At 38.6% G+C, this 7,560-nt stretch carries 7 protein-coding genes; 6 read left to right on the forward strand and 1 reads right to left on the reverse strand.

The window, feature by feature from the left end; genetic code table 11:
• The 5 genes from ACRCJ0_RS07575 to ACRCJ0_RS07595 form a co-directional block, all read left to right on the forward strand.
• Positions 1-817: substrate-binding domain-containing protein (locus ACRCJ0_RS07575; RefSeq protein ID WP_431390076.1), on the forward strand; the 817-nt coding region annotated here is incomplete at its 5' end.
• Positions 818-928: 111 nt separating this feature from the next.
• Positions 929-2,293, forward strand: coding sequence for a CapA family protein (locus ACRCJ0_RS07580; protein WP_431387847.1), 1,365 nt, complete (start codon positions 929-931; stop codon positions 2,291-2,293).
• A 301-nt stretch (positions 2,294-2,594) separates the two neighbouring features.
• Entirely contained in the window at positions 2,595-2,858 is a 264-nt protein-coding gene (locus ACRCJ0_RS07585; RefSeq protein ID WP_290490144.1) for an ACT domain-containing protein, read from the forward strand.
• A 21-nt stretch (positions 2,859-2,879) separates the two neighbouring features.
• Entirely contained in the window at positions 2,880-4,238 is a 1,359-nt protein-coding gene (locus ACRCJ0_RS07590) for a PFL family protein (protein WP_048729683.1), read from the forward strand.
• Between the two features lie 123 nt (positions 4,239-4,361).
• The gene (locus ACRCJ0_RS07595; RefSeq protein WP_417893781.1) at positions 4,362-5,192 is read left to right on the forward strand and encodes an aldo/keto reductase; all 831 of its coding nucleotides are present in this window, start codon (positions 4,362-4,364) and stop codon (positions 5,190-5,192) included.
• Between the two features lie 354 nt (positions 5,193-5,546).
• Here ACRCJ0_RS07595 and ACRCJ0_RS07600 read toward each other — a convergent pair whose 3' ends face one another.
• Positions 5,547-6,368: an aminotransferase class IV gene (locus ACRCJ0_RS07600; RefSeq protein ID WP_417893782.1), complete on the reverse strand. Its 822-nt coding sequence runs from the start codon at positions 6,366-6,368 to the stop codon at positions 5,547-5,549.
• A gap of 529 nt (positions 6,369-6,897) precedes the next feature.
• Between ACRCJ0_RS07600 and ACRCJ0_RS07605 the strand changes: the two genes are divergently transcribed.
• Positions 6,898-7,560: alcohol dehydrogenase catalytic domain-containing protein (locus ACRCJ0_RS07605; RefSeq protein WP_431390077.1), on the forward strand; the 663-nt coding region annotated here is incomplete at its 3' end.

A 7,560-nucleotide genomic window follows, 5' to 3' on the forward strand; every position in this document is an offset into this window, starting at 1 on the left:
AACGACAACTGTTGGGGTATTATTACCAGATATCACAAATAATTTCTTTAGTGCTTTAGCTTTAGGGATTGATGATATTGCCTCGATGTACAAATACAACATTATCCTGGACAATGCAGATAATAAAAAAGAATCACAAGTTCTTTCTAACATCTTAGCAAAACAAGTAGATGGTGTTATCTACATGGGTCACCAATTATCTGACTCTGTTCGTGAAGAAATCAACCGTACAAACACACCGTTTGTATTAGCTGGTTTAAACGATCATAAAGGTGAAATTCCTTCTGTAAATATCGACTACACACAAGCTTTCTATGAAGCTGTCTCAGGTTTATTTGCACAAGGATATAAAAATATTGGTTTCCTAGCGGCTAAACCATACTTTACCAATAACCTAGACCGTTACAATGGATACTTAAAAGCTTTAGAAGAAGCTGGTAAGGAATTGGACGAATCATTATTATTTGAAGTGCAAGACTCTCGTTTCAAAAACGGTGAAGACATTGCCCAACAAATCCTTGATTCAAAAGCTGACGGTATCGTTGTCGTCGGTGATGAGTTAGCTGTTAAAGTAACCAACCATATGGTGGATAATGGTGTGAAGGTACCAGAAGAATTTGCTATTGTGACATCAAACAACACGGCTTTAACTGAAGTTGTTCGACCAACTTTAACGTCAATTGAACCACCTTTATATGATATTGGTGCTGTTTCAATGCGTATCCTAACAAAATTAATGAACAAAGAAGAAGAAATCGAAAACCATGTAACCTTACCACATAAGTTTATTTTGCGTGATTCAACTAAAGATGCATAAAGTGAGAAAGGCCTTCAAAGCGAAATGCTTTGAAGGTCTTTTTTTACCTTGTTGTTTGAAAATTCTTCCATTATCATTAATGTAATGAATTGGGAGAGGTGTTGGATTTAGATGAAGAATAAGTTGAGCCAGGGTAACCGAATATTACTAATGATTTTAGCCATTGGACTAGTCTGTCTAGTGGGCATTGCACTTGCCTACAATGGGATTGTTTCACCAAGTAACGCCAATAAAAATGGGGATGAACAAGGGGCGAGCGAAACGCCAGCCATACAAGTACCGTCCTTTTTATCACATCTGCCGGCTAAGGAAACTGAGGACCAGTGGCAGGGTGAGGATGGGACTTTTGTCTTGCGGTCGGTTGGAGATGTTTTGATCCATTCGGAGGTGACAGCAACAGCGGATACGACAGCGGAGGTGTTTGCGGATCAAACGGCTTCACTACAGGATGCGGGTGCTCTAACTGGAGACAATTTGATTGCCCATGGTTCAAATAATGGGGACATGGCGGTTGATCTAGGTGTTTCGGACTACAATTTTGACCCTATGGTTACTAAAATTGCGCCATTTACATCTTATGCAGATTATACAGTGGCCAACCTGGAGATTCCTGCGGCCTATCCTGAATTGCCGGTGGCGACTTATCCGAATTTCAATATGCCTTCGTCCATTCTTGGGTCTTTAAAGCGGGCTGGTATTGACGGTGTGTCAACTGCGACTAACCATACGCTGGACCAGTTTGCGGACGGTGCTTACATCACTATGGACCATTTGGATGAGGCTGGGCTCATGTATTACGGGGCATTTCGTAGTCAAGAAGACCATGACACGGAAAGGATTATCGAGAAAAATGGGATTAAGTTGGGTTTTCTTGCTTATACTTATGGGACCAACGGCATGGTTCCGCCCGAAGATGAGCCGTGGGTGGTCAACTATGCGGATCTACCAGTGATGCTTGAAGAAGTGGCGGCATTGAATGACCAAGTGGATGCGGTCGTTGTATCCTTACATTTGGGGACTGAGTACGGGACCCTGCCGGATGATGAACAAATCGCTGTGACCCAGGCCTTGGCCGATGCTGGGGTAAAATTGGTAATTGGCGGACACCCGCATGATTTACAGCCAGTGAATTGGTTGAATGACAAGGATACCTATGTGATTTATTCGCAAGCGTCATTTATGACTGGTCAAGTTGCAGATGATAATAAACTTGGGGGCATTCATGAGGTGACTTTTGAACGTGACGAAAGCGGTGAAGTACAGGTAAGCGCCGGGAAATTCATGCCGACTTATTTTTCAGGGACAGCTAATGAGACTTCATATGAAAGTAGCCCATTAGCGGATTATAAGGGGCAAGATAATGATCAAGCGGCTTGGGTTGAGACCATTCATGACCGGATGATGACGTATACAGAAGATTTTACCTATGAGGATTATTTGGAGACCGCCTGGACAGAGGGCGTTGATTACGAATAATAGCAGTGGATTGGAGATTGCTAAGAAGCGAAGGATTTACAATGTCTTTACTAAAAATATTTTAGTAAAATGCAATAAGGGATTGATTTTGTATCGAATGCCCCTTAAATTGTCCGCTTTTTTATGAGAATGTTATCTTTTGATTTTGTTTTCAAATGGCATAGATTATAATAGGATGAGATTTTGTTTATTTTGATCAGGAGGCATATGTACTTGGCAAAAGATAAAACAATGACCTTATTTAAGTTGTTAGTGGGATTTGCATTAATAACGGGATAAATAAATTGAAGGATGGGATAATATGCAAGCAGTAATTACAGTGATTGGTAAGGATAAGGTTGGTATTTTAGCGAAAGCAGCCACTAAATGTGCTGAATTAAACGCAAATATTGTAGATGTTGAGCAATCAATCATGCAAGACCTTTTTACCATGGTGATGATCGTCAATATTGATGATTTAAACGTTGAATTTGAGGACTTTAAAAAAGAAATTAAAGATGCATTAACTGCGATGGAAGTTTATGTAATGCACGAAGATATTTTTAATGCCATGCATAAAATTTAAGTCAGTTAAGGAGAAACAAACATGCTAGAAATGAATAATATCATTGAAACAGTTTCAATGATTAAAGACAACAATTTGGATATTCGAACAATTACAATGGGGATTTCATTGATTGACTGTGCAGATCCAGATATCGACCGTGCCTGCCAAAAGGTATATGATAAAATCACCACAGTTGCCAAAGACTTGGTGAAAACCGGTGAAGAAATTGAAGAGAAATACGGGATTCCAATTGTTAATAAACGGATTGCGGTAACGCCAATTTCGCAATTATTAGCGGCTTCAGGTGGCGACCCATTAAAATATGCCCATATCTTAGACAAGGCAGCCAATGCAGTTGGCGTCAACTACATCGGTGGGTATACAGCATTAGTTCATAAAGGATTTTCTGCTGGGGACCGTGCTTTAATCGAATCAATTCCACAAGCGATGGCTGAAACAGACCACGTTTGTTCATCCGTGAATATTGGGTCAACACGTGCAGGTATCAACATGGATGCTGTTAAAATCATGGGTGAGGTTGTCCGTAAAGCAGCTGAATTAACCCAAGAAAACGAAAGCATGGGGGCTTCTAAGATTGTCGTCTTCTGTAATGCAGTTGAAGATAATCCGTTCATGGCCGGTGCCTTCCACGGTCAGGGAGAGCCGGATGTCGTGATTAACGTTGGGGTTTCTGGACCAGGTGTTGTCCGTAATGCTCTTGCAGAATTGCCAAAAGATGCATCTCTTGAAACAGTTGCGGATACCATTAAACAAACAGCTTTCAAAGTCACTCGTATGGGCCAATTAGTGGGGACAGAAGCCTCTAACATGCTTGGTGTACCATTTGGTATTGTAGACTTATCATTAGCGCCTACGCCAGCTGTCGGCGATTCTGTTGCTCATATCCTAGAAGAAATTGGTTTAGACCAAGTGGGTGCCCACGGTTCAGTAGCGACTCTAGCCATGCTAAACGACGCGGTTAAAAAAGGTGGTATCATGGCATCATCAAATGTTGGTGGTTTATCAGGTGCCTTCATTCCAGTAAGTGAGGATGCAGGGATGATTGCTGCTGCAGCTAACGGTACTTTAAACATTGAAACTTTAATGTCTATGACGGCTGTATGTTCAGTTGGTTTAGATATGATCGTTATTCCTGGTGATACAACGCCTGAAATTATTTCAGCGATTATTGCTGATGAAGCAGCCATTGGGATGATCAATTCTAAAACAACAGCTGTTCGAGTAATTCCAGCTATCGGTCGTCGTGATGATGAAGTCTTGAACTTTGGTGGTTTGTTTGGTGAAGCTTCTGTTATGCAAGTCAATAGAACTTCTCCAAATACCTTTATCAACCGTGGTGGTCGTATTCCAGCGCCAATTCAATCACTTAAAAACTAAAATAATTTTTAAAGCTAAAGCTCTTATCTTATCACAAGGTAAGAGCTTTTATTTGGTGGTCTGAAATTTTCCAACTATAATGTAGGTACAGTGTAAACTGAATACGTATTAAGGGGAAATTACATGAATTTATTAAATGAAACATTAACCTTAAATAATGGGGTAGAAGTCCCACAAATCGCATTAGGGACTTGGCAAACACCGACCGCTGAGGCAGTGAGCTCAGTTCGTTTTGCCCTAGACAATGGCTATAAACACATTGACGGTGCCCATGCTTACGGAAACGCTAAAGGGATTGGTGAAGGGATTAAATCTTCTAGCGTTAACCGTGAAGATATCTTCATCACAACTAAGGTTCGTGGGGAATCGAAAACTTATGAAGCGGCTATGGACAACTTCTACCAAGAATTAAAAGATTTAGACACTGATTATATTGATTTACTGTTAGTACACTGTCCGACGCCATGGCGCTTTTTCTCAAGAACTGATGACAAACGACCAAGCTTCTATGAAGAAAATATCCAAGTATGGCGTGCTTTAGAAGAGTTGTATGATAAAGGCTTAGTCCGTGCAATCGGGGTTTCAAATTTTAACGCCGACGACTTAAAACACTTAATTGAAAACACAAATATTAAACCTGTTGTAAACCAAATCAAGTACCACATCGGCTATACGCAAGACGATATTGTATCTTATTGTGAAGCTAACGACATCATCGTTGAAGCTTATTCATCATTAGGTACAGGTCGCTTATTAGGCAACGAAGATATTAAGGCAATTGCAGATAAATACGGTGTATCCGTACCGCAATTATGCTACCGTTATCCTTTGCAAAAAGGCCACATCATTCTACCAAAATCAGTTCACGAAGAATACATTCTTGCCAATGCTGAATTAGATTTTGAAATTTCTGAAGCTGATATGACAACTTTAGATGCAATCATTATTGAATAACCTGATTGTCATCTTTCATAAAAAAATGGGGCCAGGAAATACCTAGCTCTAAAAAAATAAAAACCGTGATGAAATAATGATAAATATGATTTTTTCGTCGTGGTTTTTGTTTTGATTGATTTCGGACTAAAATAATTTCCACATTAATTTTGCGTTTAGCGTAGATAACTATTCTATTTTGTCATAATTTTGATAGATGGTGAGTTACTCATTAAATTTTTGTGTTTCACTTATCTTTTAAGGTATTTGACTCATTATGCTTTTTAAAAGAAATAAAAACCCTTCAACTCTCTAGTTTAGGATGAGTTGAAGGGTTTCTTTGTCGGGAGACTATCTTGTTTTGCAAATCTTATTTTAAATATCTTTTTTAGAGGCAATGTACTGCTTCACTAAACGATCGTATTCGTGCATAATCGACGAAATGACCGGACTTTTTATCGACGCTAATTTGAAGGAATCTATGGAAGCTATAGGCAATACATCGTTACCCGTTCCTGATATAAAAGCGCCATCGATAGTATTTAATTCAGTTACTGGAATATTTTGTTCAATGATATCAATTTGCTGCTGTTGGCAAATAGCTACAACTTTAGAACGTACAATACCTAAAAGAACATTTTTAGCTGGGGAAGTATAGAGTTTGTTCCCTTTAACAATAAATAAATTTGAACGACTGCCTTCTGTGACGTTACCTTCTTGGTCGACTAAAAGCACTTCATATGAACCTGTTTTTTCTCGTTCCGTTAGTACAGTTTTTTGATACTCTTCACGTTGGATCTTGATATTCGGATCTTCTCTTTCCAAATTCAACAAAGTTGTTTTAATGCCATTTTGATAATAGCTCGCAGGCGGATAGGAACTTTTAGTGAAGAAAGCCAGTAAACCAATGTCTTTATTCCAGATCAATTTGATATTTTGATCAGAGGCACCATTCTTATCTATAAGTTGGTATAACCGATTGATTAAGATATCATCTGAATCTGTTAAAGGAATGCCGACAACTAGAGCAAACGCTCTGAATCGGCGCAAATGATCTTCCAAAAACAAAGGTATGCCTTCTCTAACGCGAATCACTTCATACACGTTTTTTCCTGTTAATTGTTCAAATGGATGCAAGTTGTCTGTGGATACTTCTTGATCATTATGATAGTAAAACTTTTGTTCAACATATTCCATATTTTTCATCCTCATTTATTTAATCATTGTGGTTAATTTATTCAGGAGCGTGTTAATGGTCTATTTTTAAATAAGTTTATCACTTTTTCAAAATGAAGACAGCAATGTTTTTTTAATAGTTGAATAGATGCTCCTTACTATAAAGTGTAGTGAGTAGTGTAATTTTTTTACTAAATACATACTGGGAAAAAGGTATTTAATATCAAATAGAATCGAAAGTAACATAAAACTTACATAGCGTGGTAGGGCTCATTTATTTAAGCTATATTTCCGTATCAGTCATAGAATGTTTATTCTCTGGTAGCGACCTTCCAATGCTAGCTTTAGTAGCAAGAATCCCTTGTCGTTTATGAGAAAAGTTCTATGGCACAGCTATAGAGGTACGAAAATAGAGAAGCCAAAACTTAAACGATTACATAACTTTTGAATTATATAAAAAAGATGATAAACTAATTTAAAATCTGAAACTATCACTTTTATATGAAGGAGAGATTCTATGCGCGCAGTAACATGGTAAGGAAACGAAAAAATGGAAGTCAAAACAGTCCCGGATCCAACGATTGAAGAACCAATCGATATGATCATTCGTATTACAGCAACAGCTATTTGCGGTTCCGACTTGCATTTATATCATAATGGGAAACCGGTCATGGAAGAAGACTATGTAGTAGGACATGAGCCTATGGGTATTGTAGAAGAAGTTGGTTCTGCAGTGACCAAAGTGAAAAAAGGCGACCGAGTTGTTATCCCATTCAACATTGGTTGTGGAGATTGTCATTTCTGTGCTCACCATATGGAAAGTCAATGTGACAATTCAAACCCTAATCCAATGTTTGATCAAGGCGGATTGTTCGGTTTTGGTAAAATGAACGGAAATTACCCCGGAGGGCAAGCTGAATACTTACGTGTCCCATTTGCAGATTTTACTTCTTTTGTTGTTCCAGAAAATAATCTTCCGGATGAAAAGGTATTATTTCTATCAGATGTACTGCCAACAGCATATTGGAGTGTAGAGCATAGTGGTATGAAACCAGGAGATACAGTAATCGTATTGGGTTCTGGCCCTATCGGATTATTTGTACAAAAATTTGCCAAAATGAAAGGTGCTAAACGTGTAATTGCCGTAGATAACGTCGATCATCGTTTGCAGCATGCGAAAACAATGAACGGCGTAGAGACCGTGAATTTTTCA

This window comes from Aerococcus sp. L_32 (assembly GCF_050689315.1).

What these genes read in the sequence shown, in the direction of transcription:
- ACRCJ0_RS07580 (WP_431387847.1), top strand. Translation starts at nt 929, where the DNA reads ATGAAGAATAAGTTGAGCCAGGGTAACCGAATATTACTAATGATTTTA.
- ACRCJ0_RS07585 (WP_290490144.1), top strand. Translation starts at nt 2,595, where the DNA reads ATGCAAGCAGTAATTACAGTGATTGGTAAGGATAAGGTTGGTATTTTA.
- ACRCJ0_RS07590 (WP_048729683.1), top strand. Translation starts at nt 2,880, where the DNA reads ATGCTAGAAATGAATAATATCATTGAAACAGTTTCAATGATTAAAGAC.
- ACRCJ0_RS07595 (WP_417893781.1), top strand. Translation starts at nt 4,362, where the DNA reads ATGAATTTATTAAATGAAACATTAACCTTAAATAATGGGGTAGAAGTC.
- ACRCJ0_RS07600 (WP_417893782.1), bottom strand. Translation starts at nt 6,368, where the DNA reads ATGGAATATGTTGAACAAAAGTTTTACTATCATAATGATCAAGAAGTA.